19 protein-coding genes and 1 tRNA gene are annotated in these 21,009 nt (G+C 72.7%); 2 read left to right on the top strand and 18 right to left on the bottom strand.

Translation table 11 applies throughout. The features are described 5' to 3' along the window. Positions 1 to 102 precede the first annotated feature (102 nt). Genes OF852_RS13355 through OF852_RS13335 form a run of 5 tightly spaced genes read right to left on the bottom strand, consistent with a single transcriptional unit; the run spans position 103 to position 6,389 of the window. Positions 103 to 1,851: an acetyl/propionyl/methylcrotonyl-CoA carboxylase subunit alpha gene (locus OF852_RS13355; protein ID WP_271119648.1), complete on the bottom strand. Its 1,749-nt coding sequence runs from the start codon at positions 1,849 to 1,851 to the stop codon at positions 103 to 105. Next, positions 1,848 to 3,506: a carboxyltransferase domain-containing protein gene (locus OF852_RS13350; protein WP_271119647.1), complete on the bottom strand. Its 1,659-nt coding sequence runs from the start codon at positions 3,504 to 3,506 to the stop codon at positions 1,848 to 1,850. The genes OF852_RS13355 and OF852_RS13350 overlap by 4 nt, the downstream gene beginning before the upstream one ends. After that, positions 3,503 to 4,273 (bottom strand): LamB/YcsF family protein, encoded by a 771-nt coding sequence (locus OF852_RS13345; RefSeq protein WP_271119646.1) that lies wholly within the window; start codon positions 4,271 to 4,273, stop codon positions 3,503 to 3,505. Before OF852_RS13345 ends, OF852_RS13350 begins: the two co-directional genes overlap by 4 nt. A 29-nt stretch (positions 4,274 to 4,302) precedes the next feature. After that, on the bottom strand, positions 4,303 to 5,109 hold the full coding sequence (locus tag OF852_RS13340) for a putative hydro-lyase (protein WP_271119645.1): 807 nt from the start codon (positions 5,107 to 5,109) through the stop codon (positions 4,303 to 4,305). Beyond that, positions 5,106 to 6,389, bottom strand: a complete 1,284-nt coding sequence (locus OF852_RS13335; RefSeq protein WP_442908632.1) for an NRAMP family divalent metal transporter — start codon at positions 6,387 to 6,389, stop codon at positions 5,106 to 5,108. The genes OF852_RS13340 and OF852_RS13335 overlap by 4 nt, the downstream gene beginning before the upstream one ends. A gap of 173 nt (positions 6,390 to 6,562) precedes the next feature. On the opposite strand from OF852_RS13335, the gene OF852_RS13330 reads away from it, so the two are divergent. Next, positions 6,563 to 7,213 carry a GntR family transcriptional regulator gene (locus OF852_RS13330; protein WP_271119644.1) on the top strand — a complete coding sequence of 217 codons (651 nt, stop codon included), beginning with the start codon at positions 6,563 to 6,565 and terminating at the stop codon, positions 7,211 to 7,213. 54 nt (positions 7,214 to 7,267) lie between these two features. Here OF852_RS13330 and surE read toward each other — a convergent pair whose 3' ends face one another. Beyond that, on the bottom strand, positions 7,268 to 8,017 hold the full coding sequence (gene surE, locus OF852_RS13325; RefSeq protein WP_271119643.1) for a 5'/3'-nucleotidase SurE: 750 nt from the start codon (positions 8,015 to 8,017) through the stop codon (positions 7,268 to 7,270). 13 nt (positions 8,018 to 8,030) lie between these two features. Further along, the gene (locus OF852_RS13320; RefSeq protein ID WP_271119642.1) at positions 8,031 to 8,957 is read right to left on the bottom strand and encodes a PfkB family carbohydrate kinase; all 927 of its coding nucleotides are present in this window, start codon (positions 8,955 to 8,957) and stop codon (positions 8,031 to 8,033) included. 268 nt (positions 8,958 to 9,225) lie between these two features. Here OF852_RS13320 and OF852_RS13315 point away from each other — a divergent pair, with 268 nt between their 5' ends. Then, complete coding sequence (locus OF852_RS13315) at positions 9,226 to 10,830, top strand: ABC1 kinase family protein (RefSeq protein ID WP_271119641.1); 1,605 nt, start codon at positions 9,226 to 9,228, stop codon at positions 10,828 to 10,830. Between the two features lie 236 nt (positions 10,831 to 11,066). Here the strand turns inward: OF852_RS13315 and OF852_RS13310 are convergent, their stop codons facing one another. The 11 genes from OF852_RS13310 to OF852_RS13260 form a co-directional block, all read right to left on the bottom strand. Next, positions 11,067 to 12,041: an NYN domain-containing protein gene (locus OF852_RS13310; RefSeq protein ID WP_271119640.1), complete on the bottom strand. Its 975-nt coding sequence runs from the start codon at positions 12,039 to 12,041 to the stop codon at positions 11,067 to 11,069. After that, positions 12,038 to 13,072, bottom strand: a complete 1,035-nt coding sequence (locus OF852_RS13305) for a nuclease-related domain-containing protein (protein ID WP_271119639.1) — start codon at positions 13,070 to 13,072, stop codon at positions 12,038 to 12,040. The genes OF852_RS13310 and OF852_RS13305 overlap by 4 nt, the downstream gene beginning before the upstream one ends. Before the next feature lie 53 nt (positions 13,073 to 13,125). After that, positions 13,126 to 13,980: a DUF6999 family protein gene (locus tag OF852_RS13300; protein ID WP_271119638.1), complete on the bottom strand. Its 855-nt coding sequence runs from the start codon at positions 13,978 to 13,980 to the stop codon at positions 13,126 to 13,128. Positions 13,981 to 13,982: 2 nt separating this feature from the next. Further along, positions 13,983 to 14,690, bottom strand: coding sequence for an iron-containing redox enzyme family protein (locus OF852_RS13295; RefSeq protein ID WP_271119637.1), 708 nt, complete (start codon positions 14,688 to 14,690; stop codon positions 13,983 to 13,985). Next, positions 14,687 to 15,847 (bottom strand): 3-oxoacyl-[acyl-carrier-protein] synthase III C-terminal domain-containing protein, encoded by a 1,161-nt coding sequence (locus OF852_RS13290; RefSeq protein WP_271119636.1) that lies wholly within the window; start codon positions 15,845 to 15,847, stop codon positions 14,687 to 14,689. Before OF852_RS13290 ends, OF852_RS13295 begins: the two co-directional genes overlap by 4 nt. Before the next feature lie 60 nt (positions 15,848 to 15,907). Beyond that, the gene (locus OF852_RS13285; RefSeq protein WP_271119635.1) at positions 15,908 to 17,680 is read right to left on the bottom strand and encodes a DNA/RNA helicase domain-containing protein; all 1,773 of its coding nucleotides are present in this window, start codon (positions 17,678 to 17,680) and stop codon (positions 15,908 to 15,910) included. Next, the gene (locus OF852_RS13280; protein WP_271119634.1) at positions 17,667 to 17,987 is read right to left on the bottom strand and encodes a nucleotide pyrophosphohydrolase; all 321 of its coding nucleotides are present in this window, start codon (positions 17,985 to 17,987) and stop codon (positions 17,667 to 17,669) included. Before OF852_RS13280 ends, OF852_RS13285 begins: the two co-directional genes overlap by 14 nt. Before the next feature lie 31 nt (positions 17,988 to 18,018). Next, positions 18,019 to 18,090: transfer RNA gene (locus OF852_RS13275), tRNA-Arg, on the bottom strand. 152 nt (positions 18,091 to 18,242) lie between these two features. Continuing rightward, entirely contained in the window at positions 18,243 to 19,193 is a 951-nt protein-coding gene (locus OF852_RS13270) for a CHAP domain-containing protein (RefSeq protein WP_271119633.1), read from the bottom strand. Positions 19,194 to 19,437: 244 nt separating this feature from the next. Beyond that, complete coding sequence (locus OF852_RS13265) at positions 19,438 to 19,935, bottom strand: HNH endonuclease (RefSeq protein WP_271119632.1); 498 nt, start codon at positions 19,933 to 19,935, stop codon at positions 19,438 to 19,440. Positions 19,936 to 20,272: 337 nt separating this feature from the next. Then, a complete protein-coding gene (locus OF852_RS13260) occupies positions 20,273 to 20,959 on the bottom strand; it encodes a metal-dependent transcriptional regulator (RefSeq protein WP_271119631.1) in 687 nt (228 codons plus the stop codon). Positions 20,960 to 21,009 lie beyond the last annotated feature (50 nt).

The following is a 21,009-nucleotide window of genomic DNA, read 5'->3' as shown; positions in this document are numbered from 1 at the left end:
CGGTGCGGGCGCGGCGGCGCGGTCCCCACCATTCTCCCCCGCCGGCGCCCGGGCCGCCGCCGCATGACGCGCGGCGACGCGACGCGTCGCCGGTCCGCTCGCTCAGGCCTCCACGCGGCCGAGGACCTCGCCCGCGGCGAGCTGGGCGCCCGGCTCGACGCCGTGCCGGAGCGTGCCGGCGCGGGGCGCGTCGACGCGGGCCTCCATCTTCATGGCCTCCATGACGACGACGCTCTGGCCGGCCTCCACCGTCTCGCCGTCCTCGACGAGCCAGTGCACGACCGAGCCCGCGATCGTGGCGACGACGTCGCCCTCCCCGGCGCCTGCCGCGCCGCCGGCCGACCCGCCCGCCGGGCCCGGCGCCGCGCCCGCGCCGCCGGCGACCGCGCCGAGCGCGAGCCCCGCCGGCAGCCCGAGCCGCACCCGGCGGCCGTCGAGCTCGATCCAGGTGCGCGTCACGCCGGCCGCCTCGGCCGGGGTCGGCGCCGGCTGGAACTCGTGCTCCTCGGCGAACTCGGTCTCGATCCAGCGCGTGTGCACGCCGAGCGCGTCCTCGGCGGCGAAGGCGGGATGCTCGACGACCGCGCGATGGAAGGGCAGCACCGTCGGGATGCCGTCGACCTCGAACTCGGCGAGCGCCCGGCGGCTGCGCGCGAGCGCGGTCCGGCGGTCCGGGCCCCAGACGATGAGCTTCGCAAACAGCGAGTCGAAGGCGCCCGGCACCTCCGAGCCGGACTCGACCCCCGCATCCACCCGCACGCCCGGCCCGGCGGGGGCCCGGAACCGCGTGATCGTGCCGGGGCCGGGGAGGAACCCTCGGCCGGGGTCCTCGGCGTTGATGCGGAACTCGAGGGCGTGCCCGCGCACGCGCCGCTCGGCGAGCGCCGGGTCGAGCGCCTCGCCCGCCGCGACGCGCAGCTGCCAGGCGACGAGGTCGAGGTCGCTCGTCTCCTCCGTCACCGGGTGCTCGACCTGGAGGCGCGTGTTCACCTCGAGGAAGGAGAGGTCGCCCTCCGCGCCGAGCAGGAACTCGACCGTGCCGGCGCCCGCATAGCCGGCGGCGCGGCAGATGCCCGCGGCGGACTCGAGCAGGCGCGACTCCTGCTCCGGCGTCAGGAACGGCGCCGGCGCCTCCTCGACGAGCTTCTGGTTGCGCCGCTGCAGCGAGCAGTCGCGCGTGCCCAGCGCGAGCACGGTGCCGTGCTGGTCGGCGAGCACCTGCACCTCCACGTGCCGGGGCCGGTCGAGGAAGCGCTCGACGAAGCACTCGCCGCGCCCGAAGGCCTGCACCGCCTCGCGCACGGCGGCCTCGTACTGCTCGACGAGCTCGTCCTCGCGCCAGGCGACGCGCATCCCCCGCCCGCCGCCGCCGTGGGCGGCCTTGATCGCGACGGGGAGGCCGTGCTCGGCCGCGAAGGCGACGACCGCCTCCGCCGACTCGACGGGGCCGGGGGTGCCGGCGACGAGCGGCGCGCCGACCGACTCGGCGATGCGGCGGGCGGAGACCTTGTCGCCGAGGCGCTCGATCGCCTCGGGCGAGGGGCCGATCCAGACGAGCCCCGCCTCCTGCACGGCCCGCGCGAACTCGGCGCTCTCGGAGCGGAAGCCGTAGCCGGGGTGCACCGCATCGGCGCCGGACTCGACGGCGGCGCGCACGAGCTTCTCGATGTCGAGGTAGGTCTCGGCGCCCGTCGAGCCCTCGAGCGCGACCGCCTCGTCCGCGACGCGGACGTGGAGCGCATCCGCGTCCTGGTCGGCGTAGACGGCGATCGAGGTGCGGCCGGTGTCGGCGCAGGCGCGGGCGATGCGGACCGCGATCTCCCCGCGGTTGGCGATGAGGATGCGCTTCACGGCAGCTCCTGTCGGTCGGTGCGCCCGGCGGGTGCGGGCGCGGTCGCGCCCTCGCCGAGCTCGAAGCGGAGGCGGAGGCCGGGGGCGGCCTGCGCGAGCAGGGCGAGCGCGCGGTGGCGCACCACCCCGATGATCGGGTACCCGCCCGTGATGGGGTGGTCGGCGAGGAACACCATCGGCTGGCCGCTCGGCGGCACCTGGATGGAGCCGCTCACGGCGCCCTCGCTCGGCAGCTCGCCGTCGCGGAGGCGGTCGAGCGGCTCGGCGCCCTCGAGGCGGAGGCCGACGCGGTCGGCGTGCGCGGTGATGGTCCACGGCTGCTCGAGCAGGCGGCGGATCGCCGCCTGGTCGAACCAGTCGTCACGGGGGCCGAGGTCGATCGGCACGGTCAGCTCCTCGCTCGCGTGCTCGGGCCAGGGCTCGGGCGCGCCGACGGCGGGCGAGGGGATGCCGGGGGCGCGCACGGCGAGCACGTCGCCGTCGGCGATCGGCTCCGGCCCGAGGCCCGCGAGGGTGTCGGTCGCGAGGCTGCCGAGGACGGGCGGCGCGTCGAATCCTCCGCGCACCGCGAGCACGGCGCGCATGCCCGCGAGGGGGGCGCCGAGCTCGATCCGGTCGCCGTCGTCGAGCGCGACGGCACGCTGGTCCTCGATGCGGAGCACGGCGTCCCCCCGATGCACCGTCACCGGCACGCGGGCGCCCGTCACGGCGACGACGAGGGCGCCGCGGGCGCGCGCCCGGAGGCCGCCGTAGGGGATCTCGAGCACCGCCTGCTCCGGGTCGCCGCCGACGAGGCGGTTCGCGAGCCGCATGGCAGGCGCGTCGAGGATGCCGCTCTCGGCGACCCCGAGCGGGCCGAGCCCGGGGCGGCCGGCGTCCTGCAGGAGCGTGCGGAGGCCGGCGCGCTCGATGACGAGCGCGAGCGCCGCCTCGCCCTCGCTCGTCGAGGAGCGCCCGTGACGCGGACGCGTCTCGACCACCGGGGCGGCCGACTCCACGAACCGCACCCGGTCCCCCGGCCGCATCGCCGCGGGCGGGTCGCGGTCCACATCCCACATGGGCATCGGCGTCGTGCCGATGAGCTGCCAGCCGCCCGGGCTCTCGCGCGGGTAGACGCCGCTGAAGCGCCCCGCGAGGGCGACCGAGCCGGCCGGGATGCGGGTGCGCGGCGTGGGCCGGCGCGGCACGTCGAGCAGCGGGTCGCCCCCCACGAGGTACGCGAAGCCGGGTGCGAAGCCCGCGAAGGCGACCGTGTACGCGGAGCCGGTGTGGCGCCGCACGAGCTCCTCGACGGAGACGCCGAGGTGCGCCGCCATCTCGGCGAGGTCCTCGCCGTCGTAGACGACCGGGATCTCGACGAGGGAGCCGGTGCCGCGCTCGACCGGCTCGGCGCTCACCGCATCCAGCCGCTCGAGGAGCTGCGCGCGGCCGATGCGGGCGGGGTCGAAGCGGACGAGCAGCGTGCGCGCGGCGGGCATGAGCTCGCCGACGCCCGGGATCGCGGACTCGCCCGCCTGCAGCGCCTCGAGCCGCGCGTGCAGCCCGAGCGCGTGCTCGAGGTCGGGCAGCTCGACGAGCACGGCGCGGTCGCCGGCCGTCAGGTTCCGGCGTTCCGGCGCGGCCTCGGGTGCGGTGTCCGGTGCGCTCGCCGTCACGCGGCCGCCCGCGCGAACGGCGACACGGCCACCCCCGCGGCATCCAGCCGCGCCTTCACCTCGCGCGCCATCGCCTCCGCGCCCGGGCTGTCGCCGTGCACGCAGATCGAGTCGGCCTCGAGGCGGATGACGCTGCCGTCGATCGCGGTGAGCTCGCCCGTCTCGACGAGGCGCAGCATCCGCTCCGCCACCTCCCCCGCGTCGTGGAGCACGCTGCCGGGCTCGCGCCGCGAGACCAGCCGCCCCTCGGGCGTGTAGGCGCGGTCGGCGAAGGCCTCGCGCGCGGTCGGGAGGCCGGCCCGCTCCGCGAGGCGGAGCACGGTGCTGTCGGGGAGGCCGAGCAGCACGAGCGAGGGATCGACCTCCTTCACGGCCCGCACGACATCCGCCGCCTGGCGCTCGTCGTGGGCGATCCGGTTGTAGAGGGCGCCGTGCGGCTTGACGTAGCCCACCCGCCCGCCGACGCTCGCGGCGAGCGCCTGGAGTGCGCCGATCTGGTAGATCACCTCGGGCACCAGGTCCTCGCTCGCGACGTCCATGTCCCGCCGGCCGAAGCCCGCGAGGTCGCGGTAGGCGACGTGCGCGCCGATCGCGACGCCGTTCGCAGCCGCCGTCGAGGCGGTCGCGAGGATCGCGCGCGGGTCGCCCGCGTGGAAGCCGCAGGCGATGTTCGCGCTCGAGACGAGGCCGAGCATGGCCTCGTCGTCGCCGAGGCTCCAGCGCCCGAAGCCCTCGCCGATGTCGCTGTTGAGGTCGATCGTCGTCATGTCCGCTCCATCCTGTCGCACGGCCGCCGTCAGGCGACCCGGTAGTCCTCGTCGCGCGCGTCCGTCACGAGCATGTAGCCGGGCGCGTGCGTGATCGCGAAGGCGGGGCGCGAGGCCATGACGGCCGCCTGCGGCGTCACCCCGCACGCCCAGAACACGGGCACGTCGCCCGGCTCGAGCACGGGGGCGTCGCCGTGCTCGGGCGCGTGGAGGTCGCGGATCCCGATCGCGGCCGGGTCGCCCACGTGCACGGGCGCCCCGTGCACGGCCGGGTACCGCCCGCTCACCTCGATCGCCGCCTCCACCTGGTCCTCGGGGATGCCGCGCATCGAGACGACGAGCCGCCCCGAGAACCGGCCGGCCGGCTCGCAGTCGATGCCCGTGACGTACATCGGCACATTGCGCCCGGCGGCCATGTGGCGGATGGGGATGCCGGCGTCGAGCAGCGGGAACTCGAAGGTGAAGCTGCAGCCGATGAGGAACGCGACCAGGTCGTCGTGCTCGGCCCAGGCCTCCACCGCATCCGCTCGCTCCTCCACCAGCTCGCCGTGCCGCCAGACGCGGTAGCGCGGGATGTCGGTGCGGAGGTCGCCACCGGCCGTGAGGCGGCTCGTGACCGCACCCGGCGAGGTCTCGTCGAGGATCGGGCAGGGCTTCGGGTTGAGCTCCGCGAAGCGCCGGAAGTCGGCCGCGTCCTCCGCGGGCAGGGCGATGAGGTTCGCCTGCGCGTGGCCGGAGGCGACGCCCGTCGTCGGGGCGAGGAGCCCCGAGCGGTAGGCGGCGCGCGCCTCGGCCGGCGTCGAGGCCGCGGTGGGGAGGGATGCGGCGGCGGTCACGATCCGGACACCAGCGCGAAGATCGGGCCGATCGAGACGGCCGCCATGTAGAAGCTCAGCAGCGTCGCGAGCGTGCCCGCGATGAGGAGCCACATCGGGTACGTGTAGCCGCCCAGGAGATCCTTCCGGAACCAGCCGATGATCATGAAGATCGAGAGGCCGATCGGGAGGATCAGGCCGTTGAAGCCGCCGACGAAGACGAGGATGTTCGCCGGCGCGGCGCCCCAGAGCAGGAACAGGCAGAGCGAGACGACGATGAAGCCGATCGTGATGAGGTTGCGCGCCCGGAGGCTGAGGTCCTGCTTGAACGCGACGAAGAAGGAGCTCGAGGTGTAGGCGGCGCCGATGACGCTCGAGATCGCGGCCGCCCAGAACACCACGCCGAAGACCTTGAAGCCGATCTCGCCGGCCGCCGCCTGGAAGGCCTGCGCGCCGGGGTTGGCCGCGACATCCAGCACGACGCCGCTCGCGACGACGCCGAGCACCGCGAGGAAGAGCACGTAGCGCATGATCCCGGTGACGAGGATGCCGTTCACCGCCGCGCGGTTGACCTCCCTGATGTTCTCGACGGTCGCGGTGCCGGAGTCGAGGAGCTTGTGGGCGCCCGAGTAGGTGATGTACCCGCCGACGGTGCCGCCGACGATCGTCGTGATGGCGGCGAAGTTGAGCTCGTCGGGGACGATCGTCTGGCGCAGCGCGTCGCCGACGGGCGGTCCGGAGACGATCGCGACGTAGAGCGTCAGCGCGATCATGACGAGGCCGAGGACGATGAGCAGCCGGTCGACGATGAGGCCGGCCTTCCGCGAGAGGAAGATCGCGATCGCGATGGCCGCGCTGATGGCGCCGCCGATCTTCGGGTCGAGGCCGAACAGCACCTGCAGGCCGAGGCCGGCGCCCGCGATGTTGCCGATGTTGAAGGCGAGCCCGCCGATGATGATGAGGACCGCGAGCACGTAGCCGGCGCCCGGGATCGCGAGGTTCGCGAGCGTCGGCGCGTACTTGCCGGTCACCGTGATCATGCGCCAGACGTTGAGCTGGATCGCGAAGTCGATGAGGACCGAGAGCAGGATGCCGAAGGCGAAGGCGGCGCCGAGCTGCTGCGTGAAGGTCGCGGTCTGGGTGATGAAGCCGGGGCCGATGGCGCTCGTGGCCATCATGAAGATCGCGCCGATGAGGGAGGTGCGGCGCTTGCGCGCGTAGTCCTTCGTCTGCTCGGCGAGGCTCGCGCCGTTCGTGGTGCCGTCTGGTGCGTCGGATCGGGGGGTGTCTCGCTCGGCCACGGTCGGCTCCTTCTGCATCGTCGCGCCCGCGGCCACTCTGCCGGCGGGTTGCCGGACAGCCTACGGGTCGTTCAACGATTCACGCTAGATCGTTCATGTATCCGGCATGTTTCGTCCACTCGACGATCCCGGGTCGTCTGTCGATCCGGGCCCCGCCGACCTAGGATGAGGCCATGCCCGCCGCCTCGAGCGCGGACCTGGTCGAGCGCACCGCCGCGACCCTCCGCAGCCAGCTCATCGAGGGGCGGCTCCTGCCCGGGCAGCAGCTCATCGAGCCGGCGCTCACCGCCGAGCTCGCCGTCTCGCGCAACACCCTCCGCGAGTCCTTCCGCATCCTCATGCACGAGGGGCTGCTCGTCCGGCACCCCAATCGCGGCGTCTTCGTCCTCGAGCCGGGCGTCGCCGACATCCTCGACATCTACCGGGTGCGCCGCGTCATCGAGGGGCAGGCCGTCCGGCTGGCGGTGCCCCGGCATCCCGCCATCCGCAGCGCCGCCGAGGCGGTGGATGCCGCCGAGCGCGCGCGGGACGAGGACGACTGGCAGCTCGTCGGCACCATGAACATGGCCTTCCACGCGGCCCTCGTCGAGCTCGCCGACAGCGAGCGGCTCACCGAGACCTTCGCGCGGCTCCAGGCCGAGCTGCGGCTCGCCTTCACGACGCTCGCGAGCCCCGAGTTCCTCCACGCGCCCTTCATCGACGAGAACCGGGTCGTCGTCCGGCACCTCCAGGCGGGCGACATGGCGGCGGCCGCCGATGCGCTCGACGCCTACTTCACCCGCAGCGAGCGGACGGTGCTCGCCGCGATCGGCCGCCGAGCCTGACCCGCCGCCCCGGCTCAGGCGGGGGCGGGAATTCGGCAGCGGGAACGCGGCAGCTCAGGGATGCGGCAGCGGCGGCTCGAGCGGCAGCGCCGAGACCGGCGCGAGGCGGGTCAGCGTCGCGAAGCCGCGCGCGAGGAGGTCGGCGTCGCTGTCCGCGACGGAGCGGCCGGTCGCCGAGGCGAGGGCGAGGCGCACCGAGTCCTCGTCGTCGTCCTCGGTCGTCGTCGTGTGGACGATGCCGGCCGGGTCGAGCGGCGCCTCCACGAGCTCGGCCGGCTCGGCGCGGTTCGGCACGTTGAGGTTGAGCACCGCGCCGGCCGGCTGGGCCGCCGCGAGCTCGAGGAGGCCGGCCGCCGTCCGCGCCGCGGCATTCCAGTGATATCCGGTGGGCACGAGGCCGACGTCGAGCGAGACGGCGAGACCGCGGATGCCGTTCGCGCCCGCGGTGAGCGCCGCCCCGACCGTGCCGGAGTGGAGCACGACCCGGCCCGCGTTCGCCCCGTGGTTCGGGCCGGAGACGACGAGCTCGGGCCGCGCGCCGAAGCGGCCGTGGATCGCGAGCAGCACGCACATCGCCGGCGCGGCGCCGACCGCCCGCGCCTCGAGTCCGTCGATGCCGAGATCGTGTGGGCGCACCTCGACCTGCGGCGAGTCGTTGTCGATGAGGATCGAGGCGCTCGCGCCCGAGAGCTGCCGGGCGGGCGCCGCGACGACGAGATCGTGGCCCAGCTCGAGGATCGCGACCGCGAGCTCGCGGAATCCCGGCGCCTCGATGCCGTCGTCGTTGGTGAGGAGGATGCGCATCGTGGTGTCTCCCTTAGTTCCGCTCGATCTGCTCGACCGCGACCAGCTCCTCGAGGGCGCGGATCGCCTCCGCATCCGCGGACCCGAGGCCGTGACGCGTGACGTTCGCCGCCCCCGCCGCGGCACCCCGCCGGAGCGCGGCCTCGAAGGTGCCGCCCGTGATGAGCGTCGCCGTCACCGCCGCCGTCAGCGAGTCGCCCGAGCCTCGGGTGTCGACCACCTGCAGCTCGGGGCCGCGGACGCGCCAGGCGGCCTCCGCATCCACGGCGATCGCGCCGAGCTGATGGGTGATGATGACCCGCTCGGCGCCCGCGCGCTGGAGCTCGAGCGCCGCCGCGAGCAGCGAGTCGTCGTCGTCCCCGTCGGCCCGGCCGTCCTGCTCGAGCTCCTCGTCGCTCACCTTGAGCACGCCGACGCCGCCCTCGAGCACGTGGTCGAGGCGGGCGCCCGCGAGATCCGCGATGACGAGCCGGCCCGCGTGCCCGAGGTCGGCCGCGAGCCGCGCGTAGATGTCGTCGGGGACGACGCCGTCGCCGGCCGGACCGCTGAGGATGACCGCGTCCGCGTCGAGCCCGGCGCGCAGCGTCAGGCCGTAGAGGTCGTCGAGCTCGTGCCGCCCGAGCGCGTCGCCCGCCGTGTCCATGACCTCGACCCGCTCGCCGCCGCGACGATCGTGGACGTAGGCGGCGGCGCGGCCGTCGCGCTCGATCGCCATGAGGTCGATGCCCTCGACGTCGCGCAGCAGGTGCCCGAGCAGCGCGCCCGATTCGCCGAGCAGCGCCGCGCAGAGCGTCGCCTCGACGCCGAGCGACTCGAGCAGCCGGGCCTGCCAGAGCCCCTGCCCGCCGGCGTGGACGTGGAGGTCGGGTCCGCCGCCGTGATCCTCGATCGTGACGGTGAGCACGGGCGAGGGCGCGAAGATCGCGACGCGGGGCGACATGCCTCCGACGGTATGCGCCCGCGGGCGCCGCTGCCGAAGGGTTCCAGCGGACGTCCAGGGCTTCCCCGGCGGAGGCCCACCCGCCCGCCCGGGACGGCGGCCTCGGCCCGTGGCACGATGGAGGCGAGGAGGCGGCATGCCGCAGACGCGCGACCCGGCACGGCCTCATCCGGTGCGCGCCGCTGATCGCGACGACACCGCTCCTCGCCGCGTTGCGAGCCGCACCCGACGAGTTCTCGAGCTCCTCCGCATCGGCCGCCGACACGGCGTGCTCCCCTGGAGCCGCCTCGACTTCTCGACCGATCCGGCGCGCGCCGGGCTCCGACTCCGGCAGGCGGCGGGGATGCGGCGGGCGCTCGAGGAGGCGGGCGGCGGCTTCGTGAAGGCCGGCCAGATGCTCTCGACCCGGACCGACATCCTGCCCGAGGAGTGGGCGCTCGAGCTCTCGCACCTGCAGCGCGACGTGACCCCGGCGCCGTGGGGTGAGGTCGAGGCGATGCTCGTGCGGGAGCTCGGCGGCCCGCTCGACTCGGTGTTCCGCGAGTTCGACCGCGAGCCCATGGCGGCGGCCTCCATCGCCCAGGTGCACCGCGCTGTGCTGCGCTCGGGGCGGGAGGTCGCGGTGAAGATCCAGCGGCCCGGGATCGCGCCGCGCATAAAGCGCGACATCTCGATCGTGCTCCGGACCGTGCGAGCCGTCGAGCGGACCTCGCCGCGGGCGCGCGAGCTGCGGATCGCCGAGGCCGCCGAGCAGTACATGGCGGACCTAGGGCGCCAGCTCGACTTCCGGCTCGAGGCCTCCAACCTCCAGGCGCTGCGGACGATGCACGAGCGCGGGCCGCGCACCGGCGAGCTGCGGCTGCCCGAGCTGCTCGGCGAGCTCTCCGGCGACCGCGTCGTCGTGATGGAGCTGCTGGAGGGGCGGACGCTCAGCGAGGTGGTGGCCGCGCGACGCGCGGGCGCCGTCGACGGTGGCGGCGAGGGCGACGGCGCGGCCGACGATGTCGACCTCGACGACCTCCTCCGCCGGGTGCTGCGCGCCTTCGTCCGCCAGGTCGTCATCGACGGCGTCTACCACTCCGACCTGCACCCCGGGAACATCCTCGTGCTCCCCGACGGCCGCCCCGCGCTCGTCGACTTCGGCTCGGTCGGCCGCCTCGACCTCCAGCTGCGCGAGGCTGCGCAGGACCTGCTCATCGCCTACCTGCAGTCTGACTCGCAGCGGCTCGCCGACGGCGTGCTCGAGCTCTCGCCGCTCCGCGAGGGGTCGGATGAGGCGGCGTTCCGCCGCGAGCTCGCGAGCTTCGTCAGCTACCGGCTCGGCCCCGGGTCGCACGTGGACGTCGTGACCGTCGACGAGCTCGTCGCGATCTTCCTCAGGTACGGGATGGCGGTGCCGGCCGACATCGTCGCCGCCGTCCGCGGCGCCGCGATCCTCGAGGGCACGCTCCGGACGGTGCTGCCCGCCTTCGACCTCATCGCGGAGGCCCGCGGCATCGCCCGCGAGCAGATCGGCGACCAGCTGCGGCCCTCGGCGATCCGCGAGCTCCTCACGAGCGAGGTGCTGGGCGCCCTGCCGAGCGTCCGGCGGCTCCCCCGCCGCATCGACCGCATCGGCGCCGCACTCGAGCAGGGACGGCTGTCGGTGAACGTGCGCCTGCTCGCCGATGCGCGCGACCGGCGTTTCATCGCCCGGCTCGTGCGGCGCACCGCGCTCGGCATCGGCGCGGGGAGCGCGGCGGCCATGTCGATCGTGCTGCTCACCGTGCCGCCGCCCGCCGAGGGCGGGGTGCTCAGCACGACGGCGGCCGGGGTCATCTCGGGGGTCTCGGCGCTCGGGCTCGCGGTCGCGGCGGCGGTGCGGGGGCGCTGAGCGCGCGCCCCCGCTCCGCCGGCCGGCGAGTTTCGCCCATCCGCCGCCCCGTGCGCTGCGCGATGTCGGAGATCTCGGCACCTTGCCGCCGTACTCGTGCAAGAACGGCCAGATCTCCGACGCGGCATCGCGCGCTCGCGGAGTCGGCAACCCGGCTGCGCCTCTCGAGATTGCCGTCCTGCGTGACGGCGGCGCCACGCTCTTCCGCTCAGTGCTGAAGGCTGTCTCGATCGAGGTCACTCAGCGGGTCCGCTTGCCAACCCGCCACCCAGCCATGCTCTGAGTTCGATGATCTCGTCATCGTCGAACTCCATCCGAGCCCCGCGGCACAGCGACTCGGCCTGACTCACCCACCGGGCCGCGAGCTCCCGGACACCGATCTCTGCGGTCATCGCACCGCCCCCGTATCGAACGCCGTGCGTGACGAAACTGATCGCACTCCGGGCGATCGGCTCGCCGGCTTCGTTGCAGGCGTCCCGCACGCGCTTCGTCGTCGGGCTCATCTCGAATGGGTGCCGGCCGAGGTCCGCTGCCAAGAGCGTGATGACGAGCGCGAACTGCGCCTTCGTGAGTCGCGGGATGTTCGTCACCCGCCGCACCCGATCGTGAAGCGGGACGGAGTCAAGTTCTGCGTCGGCGCTGACCTCGCGCTGGTGATCCGACGCTGGCAGTGCTGCCGCGGCGTCCAGGGCGGGCTTCGCCGTCGTGAGGCCGCGCAGCTCCTCGGCGTCGACCACACGATCGGCCATCGCCGTGTACGCGCGTGCGACGGCGCCGGCGACGATCACGGTCGTCTGACGGTCGGCGGCCCGGATGCGCTGCACGAGCGAGGTGAAGTCGGCGTCGGCGGAGGCGATGAAGAACTCATCCATCCGGACCTCGCCCGCGAGCACGTCGACGGCGTCGAGCACGAGGTTGATATCGGTGCTGCTCTTCCCCTGCTGCGTGAGCGACGGGCAGTCGACGACGCGGAAGCCGGCGCGGGTCCAATAGGCGCGGTATCGCGAGAAGGTCGAGGGATTGAGGTAGCAGTTGCGGATCAGGAAGCGGCGCGAGCCGCCGCGGCCGTCCCCGTCGGCGATCGCCGCGATCCAGGTCGCCGGGTCGGTCGCGAATGCCTCGGCAGCGGCCGGATCGACCGATTGGAGCCCGAGGTAGACGTTGTCGAAGTCGACGAAGAGGGCGGCGCGGGACGCCGTGGGCGCGGTCATGGGGTCATCGAGCTCTCGATGATCGCCGGGATGGCGACGTTCGTGAACCACCACAGGCCGCCCATGACGACCCCGATCTCGACGAGGCCGATGATCAGTTTCTCGAGGCGGGTCTGCTTGGGCCTTCTGGTCCGTCCTCTGCTGGATCGGGTCGTCGCTCGCGTGGCGCGCGGCAGGCGCGGAGCGCGCTCGGGACGAGCCTGCGGGAAGGCGGCCGCCGCGGGAGCGGGCGCCCGGGTCGATGCCGTCGGCGGCGCCACGGTCCCCAGCTCGCGTTGCAGCCGCTCGAACCGCTGCATCACGCGCGACGTGTCGGCCGCGTGCGGGTCGATGTGCCAGGTGGTCGGCTGTTCGGCCGCGAGCCGGATGAGGCCCAGTGACGCCTGATCGACGACCCGTGGCTGCGAGCGCAGCCAGCCGACGAGGCCCGAGGTCGGGACGATGTGGACGTCGCCCGGCAGGATGGTGTTGCCGGTGAGCTTTCGAGCGTCGTGGATCGCGACCACCGAGTTCACGCGGACCGGCACCCCGGCCTCCGCCGCGAGCCGCCGGGTCACATCGACCGCATCCCGCCGAGCGGACTCGAGGTGTCGGCGATTCTCGCCGTTCACGAGGATCGCGCGATCGCCGACCCAGACGTCCGCTCCCCGGTGATGCTTCGTGTTGATGACGAAGACGCCGCCGGGGCCGATGACCAGGTGGTCGATGTCCTTTGTGCCGGCGCCGATGGGCACCGCGTGCCGGACGAACCATTCCGGGCCCAGCTGCGCCAGCATCCCGCCGACCGCGATCTCGCCGAGGGCGCCCTGGTACCAGGACCACGCGTCGGGGTGGAGGCGGAGCCGGCCCGCGACGCGGAGGGTCGGGTCGGCACGCTCGGCCTCGGCCTGCACCTCGAGGCATTTCTGCGCCACCGAGTAGCCGGGGCTCCGCGAGAGCAGCGCGGCGATCCCGGCGAAGGTCGCGCGTGCCTCGCCGGCGCCGCCCGCGCCCTGTGCCAGGGGTCGGTCGAGGTCGTCGGCGATGCTCACCCTCCGACGCTAGAGCGGAGTCGTGCTCGCGTTCTCGCCCCAGTGCTGGGGGCTCAGTCGAACTCCACCGCCGTGTCGCGCGGCGACACGCCGCCGGCGAGCGTCACGAGCTGCGCATGTGCGTACTCGCAGACGAGCGCGTGCCGGTAGACCATGCGCGGCACGTCGACGTTGGAGTCCATCCAGAGGCTGAGGCCGCCGATCTTCCAGTGACGGAAGGTGTCGTCGCGGGTGATGAGGGTGAGGATCTCGAGGAAGGAGTCGTCGAAGCGGATCGAGTGGACGGCGCGGCGGTACTCCTCGACGGTGAGCGCCATCGAGAAGGGGATGTTCATGAAGCAGAGCGCCGTCTGGATGTCGAGGCGCAGCAGCCGCCGCCGGCCGCGCTCGGCGTCGAGCGGCGGGATGTCGAGCTGCTGCCAGTCGAGGGGGCCGGCGGGCGGCTGGAGCGGGGTGCCGTCGAGGGCGATGAGCACGTCGTAGACGTTGACGTCGTGCTCGACGACCGCGTGATCCCCGAGCCCGCTCAGCGCGGTCGGGCGCAGCGTGACCGGCTCGATGGGGGCGTTCGTGTTGCGGATGATGAAGTTCACCAGGTTCGTCTCGACGACGAAGTGCCGGATCAGCAGCTCGACCGCGTCGGGCGAGACGAAGCGCCGGAGGAACCAGACGCACAGGACGTCCATCATCGTCAGCGGCATCCACCGGAACGGCAGCACCCGCTTCACGACCGAGATGATGCCGACGAGGATGCGCGACACGACCCGCGCGATCGGGTACAGCCAGCGGCGCGAGAGACGGCGCTGATCGTCGATGATCTGCCGCACGACCGCGCGATCGAGCGGCACCGACGGGTCGGCGTACACCGCCTCCCACATGCTCGGGTCGGAGCGGACGAACTCCGACATCCTCAGACGTCCAGCTCTTCCAGCTGCAGCGCGTAGAGGCGGGCGACGACCTGCGCGCAGCGGACGATCTCGTCCGCGCTGTCGGCGTCGATGATGCCGGAGGTCAGGATCGCCTCCATGTCGCCGGTGTGCTGGCCGTCCGCCTCCTGGTGGTAGCGCATGAAGTGCACCTGGTTGTCGGCGAGGCCGAGCACCTCCTGGAAGCGCCCCGCCCACTCGGCGGCCCGGCGCGCGCCGAGGCCCTCGATGATGAACATGGCACCGAGGAGGCCGGCCGGGTTCGGGCGGTCGGCGTAGTGGAAGAGGTAGCCCGAGAGCCCCTCCGAGCCGACGTTCTTGCGCCCGGCGCGCAGCTCGGCGAGGTCGCCGCCGACGGCGACGTAGTCGCGCTCGAGCATGAGGTGGTCGCGGTGCTCCTCCTCCGCGTGGCGGATCGCGGCGGAGCGCAGCTCGAAGTGCTCGACATCGAAGTTGGAGGCGGCGCGCGCGATCCAGGGCGAGCCGTCGATGACCTGCTGGCGGAGGTTGAAGAGCAGCCGCTGGTAGTCGTGGATGGTGACGGTGCCGTCGGCGAGGCGCTGCAGGATCGGGACGCGCTCAAGCCGGGCCTCGAGCTCCGTCCAGACTTCCGCCAGGCGGTCGAAGAGCTCGGTGCTGTCGGCGGCCGCGTCGTCGGCGCCCGTCGTGCTCGTGGTCTCGGTGGCGGTCATGCGGCGGCTCCTTGCGTTGCGGGTGCGGCGGGTGCTCCGGGTGGGGCGACGACGGTGAGGTGGGCGAAGGCGAACGAGAAGCGGCCGGATTCCGGCACGGCGAGCAGAATGGTCTCCCCCACCTGAAAGCGCCCGGTGCGCCAGGCCTCCTCGAGGGCGATGAAGATGCTCGCCGAGCCGGTGTTGCCGCGCGTCTCGAGGTTCGAGAACCAGCGATCGGTGTCGAGCGTGGGGATGCGGCGGCGCAGCGCCTCGAAGGCGACGTCGCGGAAGACGTTGGTGCTGTAGTGGCAGACGACGTGGTCGAGGTGCTTGACGTCGACGAGCCCGGTGTCGACGAGCTCCTCGAACTGCCGGATGCCGCACTGCGCGAGCTCGTCGAGCATGCCGACGTCCTGCCGCAGCAGGAACATGCCGGCGGCGTCGGCCTCCGCGATGCCGAGATCCTGCCAGGTGCCGCCGACCTCGGCGGCCGGCCCCGTCATCCCGGCGCGCATGCAGACCTCGTGCTCGTGCGCGAGCGACACGTGCCGCACCCAGTCGACGCGGAGCGAGGGCCGGTCGGGATGCGGCTGGAACTCGACGACAACGGCGCCCGCCCCGTCGGAGAGCATCCAGCGCAGGAAGTGCGCGTCCATGCCGGCGCGGATGCCCTCGTAGCGCCGCTGCCGGAGGCTGCGGCTCGGAAGCTCCGAGCCGACGACCGCCGCCCGCGGGTGGTCGCCGAGCCGGATCTTGCTGACCGCCGCGTCGAGCGCCTGAAGACTCGAGGCGCACACGCCGGATGCCGTGAGCAGCTGCATGGGACCGCCCCCGAGCCGCCCGTGGACCATGGAGGCGAAGCCCGGCACGAGCACGTCGCCCATGGTCGTCGCGCAGGCGAGCATGCGCAGATCCTTCGCCGCGATCCCCCGGTCGTCGAGCGCGTTCGTCAGGGCCTTGACCGCGAGCTCCTCGTTGAGCTCGGTCGGCTCGCCCCGCTCGTCGAGCGCGTAGTGCCGCTGCCGGATGCCGTTCTGCTCGAGGATGCGACGCCGGATCCGCTCCGTCACCGCATCCTCGCCGCCCAGCCGCGCCGCGATCCCGTCGTTGTCGAACGGCTCGCCCGGCAGGTAGCTGCCGAAGCCGGTGAGGTACGCGGAGGCGGTGCCGGTCATGGGGTCGAGGCTAGGCGAGATCGGGTGAGGGCGCGAGGATTGTTCACAGGGTCGCGATGACTACGGTGGTACGGACGAGGCCCGTGGCATCCGCTCGCGCAGGTACTCGCGCAGCCCAGGATCGCAGGCGTAGACGAAGGTGCCTCGGATGCCTCGCGTCAGCAGCACCGCGTAGATGTTGGTGATGTAGCGGAGCAGGTCGTCGTCGCTGTAGGTCCGTCCGAGGACCGGGTTGTTCTCCTTGCCCTTCTTGTCGAAGTAGGAGTCGCGATCGATGAACAGCCGTCCCGCGACCCGGTCGTATCGCAGATCGCGGCCGATGATGACCCCCGCGTAGTTGAGGTCATAGCCCTGGACCGTGTGGATCGAGCCGACCTCGTCGAGTGAGCCCTTCGAGGCGATCCAGTCCGTCTGCGTGCTGTTCCAGCGCAGGCTGACCCCGTCGACCTCGATGTCGAAGGCGCTCTTGTCGAGCTTCGTGAGCCATGGCCACGCATAGCCGGCGACGAGGCGAGCGAGCCCGAATCGCGCGTCTCGTTCGCGGATCGCATCCTGCATCTCGCCGAGGTCGTCGAAGAGCGCGAACTCGTAGTCGCTCAAGTCGGGAGCCTCCCGCCGCTCGGCGGAGACGGGGTCGCCGAGCAGAGCACGCACGAAGCCGATGTATCCGGGACCGGCGTTGACCCGCAGCTGCGATACGAGGGGGTAGTGACGGTGCTCACTTCGCGCCCGATCCACGATGGCCTGGATCTGCTCGAGCGGGAGATCAGCGGGTCGCACGCTCTGCGCGGCATCGAGCATGAGGATCTGGTGTCGGCTCTTCGCCACGATCCAGTCGAGCTGGGTCTTCGACGTGTCATCCTCGCCGAAGAGCGCGACGTTGATGTCCCGGAACTTCCGATTCTGGACGCCGGACGCCTGATTGGCGCGCTGGTTCAGCCGGTGCGCCTCGTCGACGATCAGGAGGTCGAACTCTTCCGGCGATTCCCCGACCTGGAACGGCGTGAGCACCATCGTCGCCGACAGCCCCGGGGTCCGGCGGAAGACCTTCTTGATCGAGTCGCGAAGGGACTGCTGGGGCACGACGATTCCGACTCGGGCGCCCGCGAGCAGGTCTCGGTTCTCGCTGACGAAGAACTCCGAGAACAGGGAGTCCGCGTCGGGCTCATCGCCCTCTCGCATCGCGGCGATGTCTGCGAGCATCTTGAGCAGGTAGATGGCGATCACCGTCTTGCCGGTGCCCGGCTCGCCCTGCACGACCATCGTGGTCGAGCCGCCATCCCGGAGGTCGTCGATCACCCCCTCGACGATGTCCTCGACCGCGATCGCCTGGTCCTGTGTCAGCGCCTTGAACGGCGACAGCTTGAAGAGATCGCTGTTCTCGATCTCCGGAACGGAGCGGGTGAAGATCCCGTCGTGCCTCAACTCCTCGAACACGTCGAGGAACGTCTGACGGTAGGTCTCCCGATCGTAGTAGTCGGAGTCGGTGATCCCGTCGTTCCGGTTGAGGACCCGGAACGCACCGTCTCCCGACAGCATCCGGATCAGGAAGGACTCGAGGTCCAGGCAGACGGACTTGTTGAAGCGGTCATCCAGGATCACGCGCATCGTGGTGAGGGTCTGCTTCGACGGGGAATCGAGATGCTGACGCATGCGGCCGGCGGCATTGAGCGACTCTCCGACGTAGATGTCCGTCAGCTCCCCGGCCCGAGCCGGGCGCTCGCCGTCGAGCACGTAGACCACCGGCCAGTTGACTCGGCGACGATCCCCGGCCGCCCACACCTTGACTGCGTCGGCTTCAAACGGAAGCCGCTGCACCTCAAAGCCGGTCATACTTCGCGCTGCTTCCGCGCGCCTTCTCGACGGGGTACTTCGCCCGCGTGGCCTCGAGCTTCTCGAGCACGATGCGATCCGGATCGACGCCGAGCCGGTCGGCGAGGAGGAGACAGTACGTCAGCACGTCGGCGAGCTCGTCTCGGACCGCGCTGTCGTCCGGCGCGGCACCCCACTGGAAGCACTCGAGCAACTCTGCAGCCTCGATCGAGATGCTCTTGGCGAGGTTCTCCGGAGTGTGGAACTGGGCCCAGTCACGCTCGGCGACGAACTCCGCGAGCGCGTCCCGGACCGACTCGTCTGCCATGTCGTCAAGCTATCAGCCGACCGGGCGGCGGTGCCCCTGGAGGGACTCGAACCCCCAACCCTTTCCTTAGGACGGAACTGCTCTTCCATTGAGCTACAGAGGCTGACTGCCTGAGTCTATCGAGGCACGGCCATCGAGGAGGCGTCGACACAAGGGCCGCCGGAGACGCCGCGAGGGGTCCCGATCGACCGAGATCCATCACCTGGACCGGTCATTCGGGACCCCTCGCGAAGCGAAAGAGCGAGCAGCCAGCGCCTAGCCCGGTGGCGCGTACAGGTACAGCGGCACCTCGCTCGGCGAGACCACGCGCTGGTGGTACGCGTGCGACTGCTGCCAGTTGTACTCCTCGAGCATGACCTGGCCGTCGCCGGTGATGCCGGAGACGTAGGCGACGTGGTTGTAGTTGAACCAGGCGACGGCGCCGACGCGGGGCTCCTTGCCGGTGGGCCAGCCCTTCGACTGCCAGGCGGAGGCCCAGGCGCTCGCGTTGCCGCCGCCGGGGGTGAGCGTCGACCAGTCCCACTTCCAGGGAGCCTTGGTCACGCCGGCGTCGCGGTTGAGGCGCCAGGCGACGAAGTCGACGCACTCGCGGTAGTAGTAGCGCAGCGGCGAGAGCCCGCCGCCCTGGCCGCTCGTGAGCTCGCCCGGCCAGGGGTAGTCGTCGCCCATCGCGCGGGCGCCGGAGGCCGCGTAGGCGGCGAGGTTCTGGTCGCGGGCGGCCGTCGAGTAGACCTGGCGCATGTCGGCGGCCGACTTGGTCTTGTAGCCGTCGCGGGTGATCTTCGCGGTCGCGACCTCGGCATCCACCTCGAGGCCCTGCACGGCGGCCGTGCCGACGCGCTGGGCGGTCTCGGCGTCGGCGTCGCGCTCCGCGTAGGCGGGGAGGGCGAGCGAGGCGAAGAGGCCCCCGACGAGCAGCATGACGCCGCCCGCGGTGAGGCGCTGGCGGATGCCGCCGCGCGAGCGGACACGAGCGGACGGCGCGGCGGCTCCGGCGACGGCGCTGCGGCGCTCGCGCTTGGCACGGCTCTGACGCTTCGCGCGACCTCGGCCGCCAGCGGCGAGCTCCTCCTCGATCTCGTGCGCGGTCACACCGGCCACATGGAGGGCGGCGCTCGGCGCGACGGGGACGGCGGGAGCCAGCGGCGCGGCGGAGGCGGCGGTCGGCTCGGCGGCGCTCGGCGCCGACGCGGCGGAGGCGCGCATGGACCGGCGCGACGGGAGCGCCGGCTCGGTGGTCGCGGGCGCGGCGTCAGGGGTCGACGATGCGGCGCGGTGCTCGTGTCCGGCGTTCTGGGCGGTGCTGTCGGCAGCTCCGCGACCGGAGAGAAGCCCCTGAAAATCAGGCGTCTCTGGTTGCGTCAAGATGAAAGCCTCCGGGTTGGCGACCTTTCGAGGGTACGCGAGGACTCCCGGATTGTCACGCTCGGGTAACGGACCCGGCCGGGCACTACGCCGCCGGCGCCAGATACGTGTCCCACTCCGGCGTCGGCCGCTCCACCCCGCGCACCAGCCACATCGTCCCGCGCGGCGGACGCGGCGGCACCCGCAGCGTCCACCCCATCTCCTGCGGCGTGCGGTCGCCCTTCACGTTGTTGCAGCGCAGGCAGCAGGCGACGAGGTTCTCCCAGGTGTCCTGTCCGCCCCGCGAGCGCGGCTGGATGTGGTCGATCGTCGACGCCGCCGAGCCGCAGTACCCGCAGCGCTGCGCATCCCGCCGCAGCACCCCGCGACGTGAGACGGGCACGGCGCGCCCCCTCGGCAATCGCACGTAGCGGGTCAGCAGGATCACGCTCGGGCGATCCCACGCGGCGTGGGCGGCGAGCACGGGATGCTCGTCGTCCCGCTCCAGGATCGTCGCCTTGCCGGTCATGACGAGCACGAGGGCTCGCTTGAAGCTGATGACCGCGAGCGGCTCGTAGCCGGCGTTCAGTACCAGGGTGCGCATGTCGTCCTCTCGGGCCGGCCTGCTGGCTTGCAGGCGCTCGAACTGCTGTCCCGGAGTCGGAGCTGGGCGAGCGGGGGCCGGAAGACGAGAAAAGGCGCCGTCGTGAACGACAGCGCCTTACAACGTCACCCGAGCGAGACAGTGCACGCTGGGCCGACCGCAGTGCCGTATGCGGAACACGGCACGGGCATCCACGGTTTGGATGCGGTGCGTCCCCGGCATTCGGCTCTCCCTCTCGTCCTGATTCGGCTTCGAGGAGGCCAGGATACGGCGGATGCCGGAAAAGCGCCCGCAGTGGCGCGCCGCGTCATGCGGCGTTCACCTGGGCGAGGGCGCGCTACGCGGAGACGTAGATGTGCTGCGCGACCTCGGCCGGCAGCTCGAGGCCCTCGCCGTCGACGCGGACCACGACGTACGAGCCCTCCGAGCCGAGCTCGACGGTCGCGCCGGGCACGACGCCCGCGGCCTGCAGCTGCTGCAGCAGCTCCGGCTCGAACTGCACGGGCTCGCCCAGGCGGCGCACGGTGCCGGAGACGACCCCGGCCTCCCCCCTGACGCGGTCGACGATGCTGACGACGCCGTCCATGAAGCGGCCGGCCGGCGCATCCCCCAGCTCGTCCAGCGCGGGGATGGGGTTGCCGTAGGGCGACTCCGTGGGGTGGTCGAGGATCTCGAGGAGGCGGCGCTCGACCTGCTCGCTCATGACGTGCTCCCAGCGGCACGCCTCGTCGTGGACGTACGCCCAGTCGAGGCCGATGACGTCGGCGAGGAGGCGCTCCGCGAGGCGGTGCTTGCGCATGACGTGGAGGGCGCGCGAGCGGCCCTCGGGGGTGAGCTCGAGGTGGCGGTCGCCCTCGACGGTGACGAGGCCGTCGCGCTCCATGCGGCCGATCGTCTGCGAGACGGTGGGGCCGGAGTGGCCGAGGCGCTCCGAGATGCGGGCGCGGAGCGGCACGATGTGCTCTTCCTCGAGGTCGAGGATCGTGCGGAGATACATCTCCGTCGTGTCGACGAGATCGGACATCGTGTTCCTCCCAGGGGCGCCAGAGCGGCCTGCTCAGCCTAGTCTGCGCA

It is taken from the genome of Homoserinibacter sp. YIM 151385 (genome assembly GCF_027912415.1).
Taxonomy (GTDB): Bacteria; Actinomycetota; Actinomycetes; order Actinomycetales; family Microbacteriaceae; genus Schumannella.
The sequence above is the reverse complement of the archived record's forward strand: the minus strand, read 5'-3'. Positions and strand labels throughout refer to the sequence as shown.